This window comes from Fictibacillus enclensis (assembly GCF_030123385.1).
GTDB classification, from domain to species: domain Bacteria; phylum Bacillota; class Bacilli; order Bacillales; family Fictibacillaceae; genus Fictibacillus_C; species Fictibacillus_C enclensis.
Window position 1 is genome coordinate 2,658,697 of record NZ_CP126109.1, and the last position, 15,075, is coordinate 2,673,771.

General features: G+C 42.6%; 17 protein-coding genes and 1 other RNA gene. 1 reads left to right on the forward strand and 17 read right to left on the reverse strand.

Annotation, left to right across the window (positions count from 1 at the left end; translation table 11 throughout):
- Window positions 1-32 precede the first annotated feature (32 nt).
- The 4 genes from splB to QNH15_RS13930 form a co-directional block, all read right to left on the reverse strand.
- On the reverse strand, window positions 33-1,064 hold the full coding sequence (gene splB, locus QNH15_RS13915; protein ID WP_283889002.1) for a spore photoproduct lyase: 1,032 nt from the start codon (window positions 1,062-1,064) through the stop codon (window positions 33-35).
- Between the two features lie 15 nt (window positions 1,065-1,079).
- The gene (locus tag QNH15_RS13920) at window positions 1,080-1,322 is read right to left on the reverse strand and encodes a transcriptional regulator SplA domain-containing protein (protein WP_061970480.1); all 243 of its coding nucleotides are present in this window, start codon (window positions 1,320-1,322) and stop codon (window positions 1,080-1,082) included.
- A 93-nt stretch (window positions 1,323-1,415) separates the two neighbouring features.
- Window positions 1,416-1,961: a GNAT family N-acetyltransferase gene (locus QNH15_RS13925; protein ID WP_283889003.1), complete on the reverse strand. Its 546-nt coding sequence runs from the start codon at window positions 1,959-1,961 to the stop codon at window positions 1,416-1,418.
- Between the two features lie 79 nt (window positions 1,962-2,040).
- Window positions 2,041-2,322, reverse strand: a complete 282-nt coding sequence (locus tag QNH15_RS13930) for a hypothetical protein (protein ID WP_061970486.1) — start codon at window positions 2,320-2,322, stop codon at window positions 2,041-2,043.
- Between the two features lie 147 nt (window positions 2,323-2,469).
- Between QNH15_RS13930 and QNH15_RS13935 the strand changes: the two genes are divergently transcribed.
- Complete coding sequence (locus QNH15_RS13935) at window positions 2,470-2,901, forward strand: DUF4395 domain-containing protein (RefSeq protein ID WP_283889004.1); 432 nt, start codon at window positions 2,470-2,472, stop codon at window positions 2,899-2,901.
- Window positions 2,902-2,937: 36 nt separating this feature from the next.
- Here QNH15_RS13935 and QNH15_RS13940 read toward each other — a convergent pair whose 3' ends face one another.
- The 13 genes from QNH15_RS13940 to QNH15_RS13995 all read right to left on the reverse strand — a co-directional run bounded on the left by QNH15_RS13940 (window position 2,938) and on the right by QNH15_RS13995 (window position 14,987).
- Window positions 2,938-3,438, reverse strand: a complete 501-nt coding sequence (locus QNH15_RS13940) for a metal-dependent hydrolase (protein WP_283889005.1) — start codon at window positions 3,436-3,438, stop codon at window positions 2,938-2,940.
- An 83-nt stretch (window positions 3,439-3,521) separates the two neighbouring features.
- Window positions 3,522-5,960, reverse strand: coding sequence for a DNA topoisomerase IV subunit A (gene parC / locus QNH15_RS13945; RefSeq protein ID WP_283889006.1), 2,439 nt, complete (start codon window positions 5,958-5,960; stop codon window positions 3,522-3,524).
- A 3-nt stretch (window positions 5,961-5,963) separates the two neighbouring features.
- Window positions 5,964-7,937, reverse strand: a complete 1,974-nt coding sequence (gene parE, locus QNH15_RS13950; RefSeq protein ID WP_283889007.1) for a DNA topoisomerase IV subunit B — start codon at window positions 7,935-7,937, stop codon at window positions 5,964-5,966.
- 175 nt (window positions 7,938-8,112) lie between these two features.
- Window positions 8,113-8,529, reverse strand: a complete 417-nt coding sequence (locus QNH15_RS13955) for a CoA-binding protein (protein WP_283889008.1) — start codon at window positions 8,527-8,529, stop codon at window positions 8,113-8,115.
- 172 nt (window positions 8,530-8,701) lie between these two features.
- Entirely contained in the window at window positions 8,702-10,216 is a 1,515-nt protein-coding gene (locus tag QNH15_RS13960; RefSeq protein WP_283889009.1) for a carboxypeptidase M32, read from the reverse strand.
- Between the two features lie 121 nt (window positions 10,217-10,337).
- Complete coding sequence (locus tag QNH15_RS13965) at window positions 10,338-10,532, reverse strand: hypothetical protein (RefSeq protein WP_283889010.1); 195 nt, start codon at window positions 10,530-10,532, stop codon at window positions 10,338-10,340.
- An 82-nt stretch (window positions 10,533-10,614) separates the two neighbouring features.
- A complete protein-coding gene (locus tag QNH15_RS13970) occupies window positions 10,615-11,319 on the reverse strand; it encodes a DUF421 domain-containing protein (protein WP_283889011.1) in 705 nt (234 codons plus the stop codon).
- Window positions 11,320-11,488: 169 nt separating this feature from the next.
- Window positions 11,489-11,689 (reverse strand): hypothetical protein, encoded by a 201-nt coding sequence (locus tag QNH15_RS13975; protein ID WP_283889012.1) that lies wholly within the window; start codon window positions 11,687-11,689, stop codon window positions 11,489-11,491.
- 34 nt (window positions 11,690-11,723) lie between these two features.
- Window positions 11,724-11,933 (reverse strand): N-acetylmuramoyl-L-alanine amidase, encoded by a 210-nt coding sequence (locus tag QNH15_RS26210; protein WP_430667094.1) that lies wholly within the window; start codon window positions 11,931-11,933, stop codon window positions 11,724-11,726.
- 270 nt (window positions 11,934-12,203) lie between these two features.
- Window positions 12,204-13,340, reverse strand: a complete 1,137-nt coding sequence (locus tag QNH15_RS13980) for a THUMP domain-containing class I SAM-dependent RNA methyltransferase (RefSeq protein ID WP_283889013.1) — start codon at window positions 13,338-13,340, stop codon at window positions 12,204-12,206.
- A 109-nt stretch (window positions 13,341-13,449) separates the two neighbouring features.
- An RNA gene (gene rnpB, locus QNH15_RS13985) (RNase P RNA component class B) lies at window positions 13,450-13,842 on the reverse strand.
- A 79-nt stretch (window positions 13,843-13,921) separates the two neighbouring features.
- Complete coding sequence (gene gpsB / locus QNH15_RS13990; protein WP_420889640.1) at window positions 13,922-14,230, reverse strand: cell division regulator GpsB; 309 nt, start codon at window positions 14,228-14,230, stop codon at window positions 13,922-13,924.
- A gap of 184 nt (window positions 14,231-14,414) precedes the next feature.
- Window positions 14,415-14,987, reverse strand: coding sequence for an SLOG family protein (locus QNH15_RS13995; RefSeq protein WP_283889014.1), 573 nt, complete (start codon window positions 14,985-14,987; stop codon window positions 14,415-14,417).
- Window positions 14,988-15,075 lie beyond the last annotated feature (88 nt).

The following is a 15,075-nucleotide window of genomic DNA, read 5'->3' on the forward strand; positions in this document are numbered from 1 at the left end:
CCAGTACCCCGTTAACAGGGCCTGGCTGGTATTCATGTAAAATATTCAATCTTTGCGTTCGGAAAATAGGTGTCAATATCGGATTCCAGACTTTCACGCAATGCATGCTCTTCCTCTTTGCTGTAAATGTATTTTCCGATTCCATACCTTCCCCATTTATACCGCCGCTCTTCCTCATTCATTTCAAGCTTTGTCTTCGGATAATTTTTTTCAATGACGCGTTTGGCGGGTTTCGTGAAACGGTGCTGAATCAATTCGAACGTGATGTCGTCTCTTGCGCTTTGTGGAAGGGCGGCATCGAGTTTTTCAAACAACTCGCGATAGCCCTCCTGCCAGCCTTCATGGATATAGATGGGCGCAACAATAAAACCAAGCGGGTAGCCGGCCTCTGCCACTTTTCTTGCGGCATCAATCCGCAGATCAAGCGGTGAGGTTCCCGGTTCAAAATATTTAATCACATAATCGGCATTAACACTGAACCGAAACCGTGTACGCCCGTTGTGTTTCGCGTCCAACAGATGATCGACATGATGAAACTTGGTGACAAAACGCAATCTGCCCAGCTCTGACTGGCCAAAATACTCAATCGCGTGCTTTAACGTATGAGTTAAATGGTCAATACCCACGATGTCCGAAGTACAAGAAGCTTCAAACCGGGTAATTAGCGGGGCCCGTTCTTCCATGTACTGCTGTGCCTGATCCAATATTTCCTCCACATTGACATAAGTACGGATATACGGCTTGCTTCCCATGGTCGTCTGCAAATAACAATAATGGCAATGTCCCATGCAGCCGGTTGCAAATGGGATGGCGTATTCTGCGGATGGCTTGGAGGAGTCAAATTTAAGCGTTTTTCTCACACCTATCACAAGCGTGGATTTTGCATTCCGGTATTTCTGAAAATCGGTGTCACCCGGGATGTTTCGGACCTGGTTATGGGACGTTGTTTCTCGAATCTCAAGGCCCATATCTTCAAATTTCTTTTTAAGGGTTACACCGAGCGGATACTCCAATGCTCTTGGTTCAATATATACAAGCTGAGGAACAAAAGGTTTATTCTTCAATGAGGACACATCCTTTTACTGATACTGATCATAATCAAAGATTTCTTTATATTTCTCCTCGGCTTGCTCATATGTATCATAAACTGCGTCATCCTCTGCCAATAGATGATATGACTCATGCAGAAATAAAGCCAATTGCTGTTCGTTCTCGGGATGCCGGACTATTTCAGCCTCTGTGATATTCGCCACGTTTGGCGTGTGGGGATTGCGATATATCACAAATACCTGGTCTCCTGCTTTGTACTCTCTTTTTTCCATAAGTACTCCTCCTTTCATGTTCGCTGTCCATTTTATCCTTGCCTTCACATCCATTTTTTATGTCAAAAAAGCCCTTCCGTAAAGGAAAGGTTTTTACTCGTCATTTGGATTAATAAGGGCCAGCACTTGGTGATCTTCCCATTTGCCATTGATTTTTACATTTTTCACGGCCAATCCTTCTTTATGAAATCCCGCTTTCTCCAGCACACGAATCGATCCGATGTTATGGGGCATGACTCCCGCTTCAATTCTGTGCAGATTCACTTCATTAAACGCGTAAGTCGAAATGAGCTTAACGGCTTCCGTTGTATATCCCTTGCCGTTTTGTTCCTTGTCGAGAAAATAGCCGATGAAAGCGCTCTGCAGTGAACCACGCATAATATGAAATAAACTAATCGTACCGATCAGTTTTCCATCTTGTAAAAAGATTCCAAAGTCATATCCCGCATCATTCTTCTGGCACTGCTCAAATTCGTTGATTCGGTATTGCTGGTAATCGAGTGTATAAAATTCATCCGAACGTGCCATTGAAAACTTTTCAAAAAAGTGTTTGTTCCTTTGTTCCAAGTCAAGCAGTGCTTCCGAATCATCCCCTGTAAAAGGGCGTATGTAGATGTTGGTCCCTGTTTGTTTTCCCATTATTTCGCTCCTTATTTTATATAAGTCTATCTATAGAATAAGGAGTTATAAATTTTGTGTCCAGTGCGGCTTGTACCTTTCAGACGTGTGAAACCTTTGATAATCGTTTCACGGCTGCCGTCCCAATAATTGGAAAACAGCACATAGACATGGCTGAAACCAGTATTCCTGCCCAAATGCCAAAAGGTGGAGCTATATGAAAGGTTTTATATAACAGAAGCACGCCGAGTGATAAGATAAACAGCGTTATGGAAAATAAAAATAAAAGAACATAATGAACTACATAAAACATCATAAAACGGTTACAATTCATGTGCTGTAATGTGAGTCCATCCCATATAAAATCTACGAATCTTTTCATTATGCGCCTCCTTATATACATAATAGACGTTCTTCGGTTTAATTATTCATATATTTCGAAAAATTTTCAGATTATCTGCTTTACTTCACACTTTCTCCTTGTTACTATATACTAATTATATTCCTATGCGAAAGGTCGGATTTATATATGCGAGAACATCCTATTTCCATTCCCAGACCCTTAGTAAAGCTCAATCAATGGTTTATCGTTTTGTCGGTGGCATCTGTCTGGATCACCGGAGCCTATTGGTTGCTGCTCCTTCCACTTGCTGCAGGATTGTCCGGACTTTTATTTCGTTATAACCCGATCATGCAGTTAGGTAAACGTTTCTTAACCAAACCCCTTTCTTCTTATATTCCAGAAGACTGGGACCAACAACAGTTTAATCAAAAAATTGCCGTTCTTTGTCTCTTTCTTGCCTGTGTTTCTTACCTGCTGAAATGGCAGACAGCCGTCTATGTATTCACAGCTATGGTATTTGCCGCCGCATTTATTGCCATTCTTGGGTTTTGCATCGGCTGCTTTATCCGTTTTCAATGGCAGCAATTCAAGTACAGAAGACAGCGGGCCAATAGTTAAAATAAAAAACTAAAAAAACAGCCATTGGCTGTTTTTTTAAGTATGAAAAATATGCTCTTTGGCCAGCAATGCACATGCTGCGATCATCAAGATTCCTGAGATCGCCGTCTCTGCAGAGGACCCTGTTTTCGTGTAGATGGGTGAACGAAATCGAATATGTATCGGATATAAAAACTGAATTCCCCTGGTCGTGCAGGCATCTAATATGAGATGGCTGATTACACCTGCCAATAATCCATATTTTATATCCGTACTGTAACTTGTCTCAAGCAGATTTGACACCCAGATGACAGCCATAATAAAAATCCAGCTGTGCGTTATGGTCCGGTGTCCAAAGGTCTTGCTTACTAGTTTTGAAACCAGTTTTGTTTTCCGTCCCGCCCATGAATTGGGGTGGCAGAGATCAGGAAGTAGGCTCCCCAAAATTCCTGCACCATAATAAACGAGCTGATGATCCAATAAAGTTGGTCCTTCGATCCATTGATTGGCCAATGCCGCCGCGGCCAATCCTCCCATTAAATGTGTATTGCCTTTCATTATTCACCTTTTCTAGTTGTTAGTTAACATAATATAATGATGGTAAACAATTGGTTGTAAAAGAAATAAAGAGCAGCAAAGCGCTACTCTTTGTTTTCTTCAATCACAATCTTCCTCCAGACTTCAACCACTTCTCCAGAGTCGCTGATGTCCACAAGATAGGATCCGTTATTATACCGGTCTGCGTTCTTTAACTTTCCGGTCTCCACTGTTACCATACTTCCATTCTTCGTTTTTACGTCCAATACGGCATCGTTTTCTGAAAGTTCCACATCAACCACGCGGTGCGGATTGCTCTTAAGCTCCCTCAGCATGACGAGGCCTCTTTTCGCTCTCGTTGTTCTATCAAATTCCGTAATCTTCATTTTCTTGACTGCCCCGCGGTGTGTAATCAATACGAGTGATGCCTTTTCTTTATCCTGCAACGATTTGCCGCTGACAACGAAATCTCCATCTTTCAGATTAATGCCTTTCACACCTGCTGCACGCTGTCCCACTACATTAATTTCGTTCTCACCGAACCATAACCCATATCCATAGTGAGTAGCGATAAAAATATCATCATTTCCACTCGTCAGCTGAACATCGACCACTTCATCCTCTCCCTTTACCTTCATGGCCATCAGCATTTTGTTATAGCGTTGTGCTTTGTAGGAAGAGAGTTCTGTCTTTTTGGCCATTCCTTGTTTTGTGAAAAAGATGAGGTACTGATTATCTGTAAATTCTTTAATCGGCATAATCTTGATCAATTGTTCATCCCGGTCAAACCCGACCATGTTCGCCAAATGCTGGCCCATGTCTTTCCATCGGGCTTCATGAAGTTCATAAACCGGCATATAAATGTAATTTCCTTTGTTGGTGAACATCAACAACGTATCCGTTGTGTTTAATTGTTCGGCCAAAAGCAGACGGTCTGTATCTTTCATGCCAGGCGCCTCACCGTTGGAAGCGGAATAAGAACGAAGAGAAGAACGCTTGGAATAGCCGTCTTTTGTTACAGTAACCATCACATCTTCAGATGGAATCATCACTTCCATATTAATTTTAATCTCTTCGATTTCATCTTCAATGACTGTCCGGCGTTCATCAGCGTACTTCTTTTTGATTTCTTCCATCTCTTTTTTTATAACGTTGAACAGTTTCTTCTCACTTTTCAAAATACCCGTCAAATAAGCGATTTTCTTTTCAAGCTCTTTTGCTTCTTTTTCAAGGGTCGTCACATCGGTATTGGTCAATCTGTACAATTGCAAGGTCACGATGGCTTCTGATTGCGCCTCCGTGAAGTCATACTGCTGAATCAAATTGTTTTTTGCATCTCTTTTATCTTTGGAACCGCGGATAATCCGGATCACTTCGTCCAGAATGGAAATAGCTTTAATCAGCCCTTCCACCACATGCTGCCGCTCATTGGCTTTGTTGAGATCATATTGTGAGCGTTTCGTCACAACTTCCTTTTGATGGTCGACATAAGCTGAAATGATGTGCTTGAGGCCCATCAGCTTCGGCGTCTTATTATGAATCGCCACCATGTTGTAGTTATAGGAAACCTGAAGATCTGTATTTTTGAAAAGATACGCCAGCACACCCTCAGCATGCGCTTCTTTCTTTAGTTCAATAACGATCCTCATTCCGGTTCGGTCGGTTTCGTCCCTCACTTCAGCAATGCCTTCCACCTTCTTGTCGAGGCGAAGTTCATCAATCCGTTTGACGAGATTCGCTTTATTGATCTCATATGGAATTTCCGTAATCCTGATCTGTTGCCGTCCGCCTTTAATTTCCTCGATCTCTGTTTTCGCGCGCACGATGACACGGCCTTTTCCTGTTTCAAAGGCTTTGCGAATTCCTTCCTTGCCCTGGACAATTCCGCCAGTTGGAAAATCAGGCCCTTTTATGACGGTCATCAATTCATCAAGCGTAACATCCGGGTTTTCAATCTGCATCGTAACCGCATCGATTACCTCTCCCAGGTGATGGGGAGGAATATCGGTGGCATAACCTGCTGAGATTCCTGTAGAACCATTGACCAAAAGGTTCGGATATCTAGCTGGCAAAACGACCGGCTCTTCAATCGTATCATCAAAGTTCGGCGCAAATTCCACCGTGTTCTTTTCAATATCACGAAGCAGTTCTGAAGCAATGGAGGACAAGCGCGCCTCGGTATACCGCATGGCTGCCGCAGGGTCTCCGTCAACACTTCCGTTGTTTCCGTGCATTTGAATCAGCACATTTCTTACTTTCCAGTCCTGGCTCATCCGTACCATCGCTTCATAAACAGACGAATCACCGTGCGGATGGTAGTTGCCGATGACGTTTCCGACGGTTTTTGCTGATTTTCGGTACGGTTTTTCAGCTGTATTTCCTTCTTGGAACATCGCGTATAAAATACGTCGCTGTACCGGCTTCAATCCATCCCTTGCATCAGGAAGGGCTCGGTCCTGAATGATATATTTACTGTAACGCCCAAAGCGGTCACCGATCACCTCTTCGAGCGGAAGATCCATAAAACGTTCTAATACTGACAAAATCTAAACCTCCTCAGGATACTGATCTGATAAGTTTTCGTTATCAAGAATGTTGGTATCCTCATTTAAACCAAATTCGACATGCTCTTCGATCCATTTTCTGCGGGGCTCTACTTTATCTCCCATCAGAACCGACACCCGCTTTTCTGCACGGGCCGCATCATCGATTTTCACCCTGATCAATGTTCTGGTTTCCGGATCCATCGTAGTTTCCCACAGCTGATCGGCGTTCATCTCGCCAAGACCCTTATACCGCTGGATGATATAGCCTTTACCCACCTTCTTTTGGGCTTCTTTCAGCTCATCATCATCCCATGCATATTCGATGATCTCTTTCTTTCCGCTTCCCTTGCTGACTTTGTACAGGGGCGGAAGAGCGATATACACACGCCCGTTTTCAATGAGCGGCTTCATGTAGCGGTAGAAGAACGTCAGAAGCAGCACCTGAATATGGGCTCCGTCCGTATCCGCATCCGTCATGATGATGACCTTTTCGTAATTCAAGTCTTTTTCGGTAAAATCAGACCCTACACCAGCACCTAAAGCATGGATAATTGTATTGATTTCTTCATTTTTGAAAATGTCGGCTAGCTTTGCTTTCTCCGTGTTGATGACTTTACCACGAAGCGGTAGAATCGCCTGAAACCGGCGGTCTCGTCCTTGCTTGGCCGATCCTCCGGCAGAGTCACCCTCTACGAGATAGAGCTCATTTTTAGCCGGATTTCTGGAGGTAGCCGGTGTAAGCTTTCCGCTAAGCATCGTTTCCTTCCGCTTATTTTTTTTGCCGTTACGCGCATCTTCTCTTGCCTTACGGGCCGCTTCGCGCGCCTGAGCAGCTTTTACAGCCTTTCGGATCAGCATATCAGCCGTTTGCGGATTTTCCTCGAGAAAATAGGAAAGATGGCCTGAAACCACACTGTCTACACTCGAGCGTGCATCACTGCTTCCAAGCTTGCTTTTCGTCTGTCCTTCAAACTGAAGTTTCTCCTCCGGGATCCGTACAGAAACAATGGCGGTTAATCCTTCACGAATGTCTGAACCGTCCAGGTTTTTATCTCGCTCCTTTAAAAGAGAAACTTTTCTTGCGTAATCGTTCATGATCCGGGTGATGGCCGTCTTTGCTCCGGACTCATGTGTTCCGCCATCCTTTGTCCGGACGTTATTTACAAAAGAGAGGACATTTTCTGCATATCCGTCATTAAATTGAAACGCAAAGTCGACCTCGATATCATTTTGGTCACCTTCAAAACTGACCACCGGATGAAGAACATCTTTATCTTCGTTCAAGTAGCCAACAAACGCTTCTAAGCCTGTATCATACTGAAAGCTTTCACTCTCGCCGCTTCGTTTGTCACTGAGCTCAATTTTTACCCCTTTTAAAAGGAAAGCTGCTTCTCTCAGGCGCTCACTTAACGTTTCATAATTGTAGTTGGTCGTACTGAAAATGGCCGGATCCGGCTTAAAGTGGATGATGGTACCCGTTTTCCTGGTAGTACCTATTTCTTCAAGTGTAGTTACCGGCTTTCCGCCAAACTCAAAACGTTGTTGATAAATGGTTCCGTTTCTGTGAATCGTCACCTCAAGCCATTCAGACAGCGCGTTAACGACGGATGCTCCAACACCGTGCAGTCCGCCGGATGTTTTATAGCCTCCCTGACCAAATTTCCCTCCCGCATGAAGCACAGTCAGGATGACTTCCGGCGTTGGTTTTCCCATCTTATGCATCCCCGTTGGCATGCCACGTCCTTCGTCCCGAACACATATACTGTTATCTTTATGTATCGTGACGTATATATTGTTGCCGTGCCCAGCAAGTGCTTCATCGACGGCATTATCTACGATTTCATAAACGAGATGATGCAGCCCGCGGCTGTCTGTGCTCCCGATATACATCCCGGGTCGCTTTCGGACCGCTTCCAGGCCTTCTAATACCTGAATGGCGTCATCGTTGTAATCTAAATGTGGTTTACTAGCCAAAACACTTTCTCCCTTCAAAAACATACAATAAACTAATCATACCAGAACATTTGTTTCTATTCCAGAAATCAAAAAATACGTACACCGCTTTCTATTTTATCTTTTCTGCTTCAATCGTGCAAAAACCTTTTGAACTTATATAAAAAACCACCCCTTCATAACGGGTGGTTAAGACCTATCTGGCTAGCCTGGCATACTCTACTTTGATGCATTTATCCATGATGGAAATCACATTGTGTTCTTTCAGATAATCATATGCTTCGTCATTGGCAAGACCGAGCTGTGCCCAAAAAACATCCGCTCCAATCGCTACGGTATCCTTTGCCACTTCGGGTAAATACTCACTTCGGCGAAATACGTTTACAATATCCACATGGCCTTCAATGTCCTGCAAGGTTTTCACAGCCTCAATCCCGAACACTTCATCCACGGCGGGATTGACAGGGATGATTTCATAACCGGCATCCCTCATAACGGAGCTGACCATATAGGAGGTTTTCATGGGATTGTCAGACAGCCCCACGACAGCGATCCTTTTTTTGTTTTTTAAGATATCCCTGATTTCTTCATTGGTTGGATTTTCAAACCGCATTCTCTTCTCCCCCTTAAATATAAAAAATTTCATTTTATATCTTATATATCGACTGAAATTCGACTTTTCAAACACATAAAAAAGCCGTCCCATGATGGGTTGGGCCTTTTCGGTAGAGAAAATCAACCGAAAGCTTCCAAGCTCCGTCGGGATTCCGGCTTTCTGGGAACGATTAAAGTGAATAAATGGAAGAATATTTTTCCTCAAAGTAACGGATCAAATAATCTGGATTCAATCCTTCACCTGTTACGTCTTGAAGAATTTCCATCGGCTTCTTCATTTTTCCATATTGATGAATATTTCGGCTCAACCATTTCTGAATTGGCTTCAGTTCTCCTTTTTCGAGCAACTCGTCAAATTCAGGAAGGTCCTGCACCAAAGCCTGTTTCAATTGGGCTGCATAAATGTAACCGAGAGCGTAGGATGGAAAATACCCAAAGCTTCCTCCGGACCAGTGAACATCCTGAAGCACACCCTGGCTGTCATTCTCCGGTGTAATCCCTAAGTACTCCTGCATTTTCTCATTCCAGATGCGTGGCAGATCCCTCACTTCAATTTCATCATTGAACAATCCCTTTTCAATTTCATAACGGACAATGATATGAAGCGCATATGTCATCTCGTCCGCTTCGATACGAATGAAAGAAGGTTCCACAATATTAATGGCTTTATAAAAGGTATCAAGGTCCACTTGATCAAACTGCGTGCCGGCATATTTTTTGAGAGAAGCATAATGGTGCTTCCAGAAGCCACGGTCCCGGCCAACGAAATTTTCCCAAAACAGGGACTGTGACTCGTGAATTCCCATAGATGTGCCCGTAGAGAGCGGTGTACCAACCAGTTCTTCTGAAAGGTTTTGTTCATATAGAGCATGTCCGCCCTCATGAATGGTTCCAAACACAGCTGTCCTGAAATCATTTTCTACATAACGGGTCGTTACACGCACGTCACCAGGATTTAGCCCGATCGCAAATGGATGAACCGTTTCATCCAGACGGCCAGCTCGAAAATCATAGCCCATCTCCTTTAATACCTGAAGGCTGAATTCCTTTTGCTTTTCTTTTGGAAATTGCTCAAAAAGGAATGAAGCTTCCGGCTTTCCGGCTTCTGTAATTTTTTGCAGAAGGGGAACAATACGGTCACGCAGCTTGGAGAATGTGGCATCAATGATATCAACGGTTACACCCGGCTCATACATATCCAAAAGGGTATTGTATTTGTTGCCCTCATATCCCCAATATCCGATAAAGCGTTTGTTGAAATCCACAAGCTTCTCCAGATAAGGCTGGAACATGGCGAAATCAGACTGTTCTCTTGCTTCTTCCCATACACTTTCCGCCTTCGACTGCAAGATCACGTACTCTTTGAATTCTTCAGGAGGAATTTTCGCATTTCGTTCATATTCTTTTTTGACTTCCTCAAGTGTCTTTTTGGTTACATCAGACAACGAGCTGTACACCTGCTCTTGAGATAATTCATCTATGTATGATTTCATTTGTTCTGAAGTGGACATGGAAAACACATCAGCGGATAGTGTGCCAATGACTTCTGAACGCTGGCTGACACCCTTTTTGGGAGCTCCTGTACGAAGATCCCAATACATCAGGCCTACCGCCTCATTCAAATGCGTCATCTTTTTTACATACTCTAAAAATTCCTTCTCCACTGTTTGCAAGATTTTTGACATTCTTTTCTTCCTCTCTATATCTAAGTAGACTAACCATACCATGCTTACTATTCGCCGGAAAATAAAAAAATCCTTCTACAGCAAAAAAACAGCCCGGCTTGGACTGTTTTCTCCTTGTGTATTAATGCAATCGTTCCATGTAGGCCGATACACCGTGTTCTCCACAAATGCCAAATTCGAAATATAGCGCTTGTTTCAGTGCATCATCAGCTTCGATTAATGCCTGACCATAAGGCTCCCCATGCTGTTCCGATATTGACTTGATATTCTCATACGCATGCTTCAGCTGAAGAATATAAACCGCTTTCTGGTCCATTTCCATCACCTCTGTAACAGTATGGACCAATTACGGATTCTTCATGACATCCCGTCTTTAGCTTCTTGGCGGTCCAGATCATTTAGTAATATAAAAATACGGTTAGTTGGTTATTAGTATCTATAGTAGCTAATAATATTTGGCTGAGTTCTACACTATATTCTGTTTTAATTTGTTTTTTTAACCAATCCTCATCTTTGCCAATTTTCTTTAGATGATTCATATCAACCTGTCCGTCCTTGATGAGGGTTATGGGATGTTTGAAGGATGGTATGTTTATATTTAAATCCTTAGGGGTTATTGCATTATATTCGGCTTTTAAAAAAAAGGAAATAGTCCCGTCAGGTTCCCATAAAGCTAATGCAACTTTTTGAGGATCCTCTATCTGTTTTTTTCTTAATTCAGAAAGTAAGATATCAAGTGGAATTCGGGCTTTACGTAGTCCTTTATAATAAATGGCTCCATCCTTTATAAGTGTAAACGGGGGAGGATCAATAAACTTTGTGAATGGTGACCATTTAAGACTTAAGACTATTAAGATTAGATATAAAATGACTAGTGCGCTTATGGTGACCATTGCTCCTTTCATGCTAAGGTGTTGGTCTGACAAAGGATGGGCAATGATGTTACCAATAGATATAGCCATGATAAAATCAAGCAATCTTAACTGAGATATCGAACGTTGACCCATGATTTTTGTTGTTAGCAATAAAAAGAAAAAAGAAATAACGGCTCTTAATATCCATTGAATAATTGACAACGAATCTTGACCATAAAAAAAATGCACACTTCTCACACCTTTCCAATCAAAGTATCCGTTGTTTTAAGGCTTATTATTCCTATATATATCTAGTGTAAAAAAGAAGCGTTTAATGAAACAAGCCCTCCTCGTAAAAAGGCGTTTTATACAATCTGACCCATTCCTAAGTCGAATGGGTTATTAATTATGTATCTATTTATTTGTTTGTAATTCTTACTTCATTTGCTTCTTTAAGCATCATTACAGCGTTCTCTTTAACGTTAAATACTCCAACTTGCTTACCGTCTGCAACTACTTTAAACTTTGCACCAGTAGATGTAGAAGGTTTAGTTGCTGGCTTTTTAGCTGGTTTAGGTGCAGGTTTAGAATGTTCTTTCTTTTCAGCAACGTACTTCACACCAAAATGCTCACAAATCCCTTTCAAAACAGCTTCAGCACAGTTTTTTGTGAGATTCTTTAAACATCAGTACTGCTTCGGCTTTAATATCCATGAATCCACACTCTACAAGGACCAGAGGACATTTTGTATGGTTTAAATACAACCATCCTCCGTCTTTAATGCCACGATCACGTAGGCCAGTAACTTTGATGAGTTGTGTTTGAACCTTTGCTGCAATAACCAGCCAATGTCTGAATACCACCTACACCATCACGCCATTTTCCAGCTGATGCGTTGTAGTGAAAAGATACGTGTAAGTCAGCTTTTGCGGCATTAGAAAGTGTTCGTAAAGGAACATATGTCATTTCAGAGCCGGTTTTGTACATTGTAATCGTGTGTGGTGATAAGTATCAGTATTCTGCAACAAAAAAGACCACATCCTTTTCCTAAAATGATTTAGAAAAATAATGTGGTCACCAAATTACTTTTTAAATATTACATTAACCAAACTACATAAAACCCTTGCTACGCTTTAGCTTCTTGGCGGTCTCTTGCCAAAATACTGGTAGTAATCGGTTTTGATATGGCCGTTGTACAGCTTTCGCTTCTTGGTAGCAGGTTTTCCGTAAAGCTGCTCAAAATGTTCATTGGAGGTGATAACATAAACCGACCACGTTTCAAGCGAACGGAATGCATTTCCCATGTCACGGTAAAGCTGTTTCACTTCTTCCTTTTCACCGATCCGCTCACCATATGGCGGATTGGAAATGACATACCCGTATTCTTTCCTTGTGGTAAAGTCCCGCACCTGCATCTGCTTGAACGTGATAAATTCGCCGAAACCCGCTTCCTCTGCATTATTAATGGAAAGCTCAATCATCTTGTGGTCAATGTCTGAACCCTGGATATCAAGGGGGGTATCATATTTCGCCAGATCATTTGCTTCTTCAACAGCCCGGTACCAAACCTTTTTATCAATCCAGGACCATTCTTCGGATGCAAATTCCCGGTTCAGACCCGGTGCAACGTTCTGGCCAATCATGGCAGCTTCAATAGGAATGGTTCCGGAACCACAAAACGGGTCTACAAACGGTTTATCCGGGGTCCAGTTGGTTAATTTAATCAGGGCCGAAGCCATCGTTTCCTTCAACGGTGCTTCACTGTGAAGTGCCCGATATCCCCGTTTGTGCAGTCCGGTGCCGCTCGTATCAATCGTCAGTGTAGCAACGTCCTTTAACAGAGCGACTTCGATCCGGTAAAGGGCACCATCTTCCGGAAACCAGGTTTCTCTCTGATAGGCATTCTTCATTTGATCCACGACCGCTTTTTTTACGATCGCTTGACAATCAGACACACTGAATAATTTGGACTTTACCGATTTGCCGATCACCGGAAATTCGCCGTTCTCCGGGATAAAATCCGACCAGGGAAGCGCCTTCGTCTGTTCAAACAATTCATCAAACGTTTCTGCTTTAAACTCACCAACCAAAAGCTTTACGCGGTCGGCCGTTCTCAGCCAGAGATTGGATCTGCAAAGGGCGGATTCATCCCCCTTGAAGATCACCTTTCCGTTTTCCACTTTTACATCTTCAAAGCCGAGGTCTCTCACCTCATGGGCAACAAGAGATTCCAGCCCCATGGCTGCCGTCGCAATATACGTTAAATTCATAAGAGATCTCCTTATGTTTGATTTTCCAGTACTAATATACCCTAAATTTCTTATGTAAAAATAAAAAAGGCCTCTAGGGCCTCTCATTTGTTAAGTGTCACCAATAACGTTCTGTAAGCCATGTTCTGTTCCATTGTACTGCATGCGGCTGCCGCCTCGTACTCCGGTGGTAATCATCTATCTCCAGATGGCTTTAACATCTGTTCTTCTTCGCGTTCATTTCCGCGAAGAAAACTCCCCTACCATAATTTGGGTTTCTCGCTCGTGGGGTTTACCGCGTTCCACTCTTTCCGTTTCCGAAAAGACTACGTCACTGTGGCACTTTAAAGGTAGTGTCACCATATCCAAAAGGACTTAGGTGAGTTCCCTGCCGTTAATCCAGTCGAAACCGGAATACCCTGGCTTATCGTTTCGCCAGGCACGAACACTACGGCCATCGCAGACCGTGCGAGCATGGACTTTCCTCAACATCTTTAAAAAGATGCCGCGATTACCCGAACGTTATTAGTTTGTAATTTATCAAAGCAAAATTCAGTATAACAGGATACGGATTAAAAATCAAATGGATAATAATAACTGAATCAATCGTATAACTTGCTTCCGAACACGTGCTTCTCAAGGTTCGATAAACGCTGAAGAATATCAGAATTGATGTTCATTGATGAAGTAGGAACTCTTCTTGTCTGTTCAGAAGAATTCTGAACTTCTTTTCGAAGTCGGTTGTTTTCCTGAATGACTTTGTCAAATTCTTTTTGGAAGTTCTCATAGTCCTTAATGATCAAATCAAGAAACTTATCGACTTCATCCTGATCATAACCTCTGAACCCTTGTTTAAAATCTTTTTCCAGAATTTCTTTCGCTGTTAAATTCAATCGCTTTTCACCATTCACTGGTCTCACCTCAATATTTAGCTTGTTTTCATTTATACTTTACGGTGTAAAGCCATGCTTTACACTTGTAAAGCTTAAAACACCGTTGCATACCATATTGAACGACTTGCAAATACATTAATCTAGCCTATATTTTTTCAAATGTTATAGAAAAAGTCAATTTCTATTCTCAAGGAGGCTTGCTTCATTCCCAAAATTGCCCCTTTTGATCCTGTTCATCCTGATAAATCAGTTCAAGGTCATACGGTGTGATATATAGTATTTCGTAGGACGAGTCTTTTTCTTGCCTGCGCCTGGCCGGTTCAAGGTAAAAACGGGGCGTCCCTGGCGTATCTTCATCGTATAAGACAAGCATGCCATCCGTTTTTTCCACGAGAAACCCGTTTTTTGCAGCAAGTTGCTTGGGACTGAAATACGTCTTGTTGGAAATCGATTCAACAAAATCAGCCTGCGCGAGGAGAGAATGGTACTGCTCCTGCCGGCCCTCATTCCAGTTTGCTTCCTGCTCCAGAAAAGGAGTAAGGACTGCCAATTTCAGTTCTGGATAGCTTTTATCCCTTAGAGCGACAACCACTTCTCCTGCCCACATCTCCACCCCGGGCTGGCCGCTGATGATCACCCACTCCAATCCTTCCTCGAGCAATGCGGTCAGCTGTTTTTCCAGCGCTTTTTTAATATAGTGTACCCCGGGATCTTTTTCTTTAAAAATCCCAAGTTCATGGGATTTATATCCAGTTACCAGCAGATTTTTTACCATGAACTTCTCCTTTTTTACTCCAGATTTCAAAAAAAGAACCAATCAAAAATGATTAGTTCCCTCACGTAGCATGACTTAATTCATTTGC

Bases quoted from the DNA above. Each gene is read 5' to 3' on its own strand.
- QNH15_RS13920 (WP_061970480.1), bottom strand. From the start codon at position 1,322: ATGGAAAAAAGAGAGTACAAAGCAGGAGACCAGGTATTTGTGATATAT.
- QNH15_RS13925 (WP_283889003.1), bottom strand. From the start codon at position 1,961: ATGGGAAAACAAACAGGGACCAACATCTACATACGCCCTTTTACAGGG.
- QNH15_RS13930 (WP_061970486.1), bottom strand. From the start codon at position 2,322: ATGAAAAGATTCGTAGATTTTATATGGGATGGACTCACATTACAGCAC.
- QNH15_RS13935 (WP_283889004.1), top strand. From the start codon at position 2,470: ATGCGAGAACATCCTATTTCCATTCCCAGACCCTTAGTAAAGCTCAAT.
- QNH15_RS13940 (WP_283889005.1), bottom strand. From the start codon at position 3,438: ATGAAAGGCAATACACATTTAATGGGAGGATTGGCCGCGGCGGCATTG.
- QNH15_RS13955 (WP_283889008.1), bottom strand. From the start codon at position 8,529: ATGCGGTTTGAAAATCCAACCAATGAAGAAATCAGGGATATCTTAAAA.
- QNH15_RS13960 (WP_283889009.1), bottom strand. From the start codon at position 10,216: ATGTCAAAAATCTTGCAAACAGTGGAGAAGGAATTTTTAGAGTATGTA.
- QNH15_RS13965 (WP_283889010.1), bottom strand. From the start codon at position 10,532: ATGGACCAGAAAGCGGTTTATATTCTTCAGCTGAAGCATGCGTATGAG.
- QNH15_RS13980 (WP_283889013.1), bottom strand. From the start codon at position 13,340: ATGAATTTAACGTATATTGCGACGGCAGCCATGGGGCTGGAATCTCTT.
- QNH15_RS13995 (WP_283889014.1), bottom strand. From the start codon at position 14,987: ATGGTAAAAAATCTGCTGGTAACTGGATATAAATCCCATGAACTTGGG.